This window comes from Neglectibacter sp. X4, from assembly GCF_009917365.1.
Taxonomy (GTDB): domain Bacteria; phylum Bacillota; class Clostridia; order Oscillospirales; family Acutalibacteraceae; genus Acutalibacter.
This window is the reverse complement of the sequence record NZ_QWLE01000232.1, coordinates 1-726: the sequence shown is the minus strand read 5'-3', so window position 1 is coordinate 726 and position 726 is coordinate 1. Positions and strand designations below refer to the sequence as shown.

The following is a 726-nucleotide window of genomic DNA, read 5'->3' as shown; positions in this document are numbered from 1 at the left end:
TAAAAGAGCAGCTGGGAGATGGTGCTGACAGAATTGTACTTCCTAAGAGCGGGATGTATCTGTTTCGAAATGCAGATCATCCGATGATTTTAGTGGAATGCGGTTTTTTATCTAACCCGGAGGACCTTGGAAATCTGAAAAATCCGACATATCAGCAAAAGATTGCAGAAGGAATAATCAGTGCAGTGGCAGAATATTATAATTTATCTTTGCCAAAAAATGGGCGAACAAAGATTGTAGACAGTCGAACAAATCCATGAGGATAATTTATACAAAAAATGTGGATAACTTCCTATTGACAAATTTGTAATATACGAAGTAGTATTGAAAAATGAACGTTTATGCTTTGTAAAGTTATCCATATCGTAATGTGCGAAAAAATGTATACAATCCGACTTATCCTTGTGGATAAGTCGCTGAAATGTCTAAATTCAAGGAATTCTCCCTTGTTGAAAAATCTTCGTTAAAAAAGAACACAGGTTGACATAAAACGACAACTTGTGTTCTTTTTGAGTGTAAATTTGGGATTAGATTTCATCACCAGGATTGTTCTGAATAATATCTACAAAAGTTTCAAAACGATCCATAGTACTTTGGATAAATTCATAAAGAACTGGCTCCTGAAATTCGTAACGCTGAGTTGGAATCAGACTTTTGGAAATGGCAGAGCCTGCGAGGTCTTTTTCCAAGAGATAGATATCTTCAAGCGTATAAGCAGCAGCAATT

Annotated in this window: 2 protein-coding genes; one reads left to right on the top strand and one right to left on the bottom strand. The window is 35.7% G+C overall.

Annotated features, from left to right (window positions below):
• A partial coding sequence (locus D1841_RS17855) for an N-acetylmuramoyl-L-alanine amidase (RefSeq protein WP_207710204.1) occupies positions 1-260 on the top strand: 260 nt, incomplete at its 5' end.
• Positions 261-527: 267 nt separating this feature from the next.
• Here D1841_RS17855 and D1841_RS17850 read toward each other — a convergent pair.
• The coding region (locus tag D1841_RS17850) for a hypothetical protein (RefSeq protein WP_166554352.1) at positions 528-726 on the bottom strand (199 nt) is incomplete at its 5' end.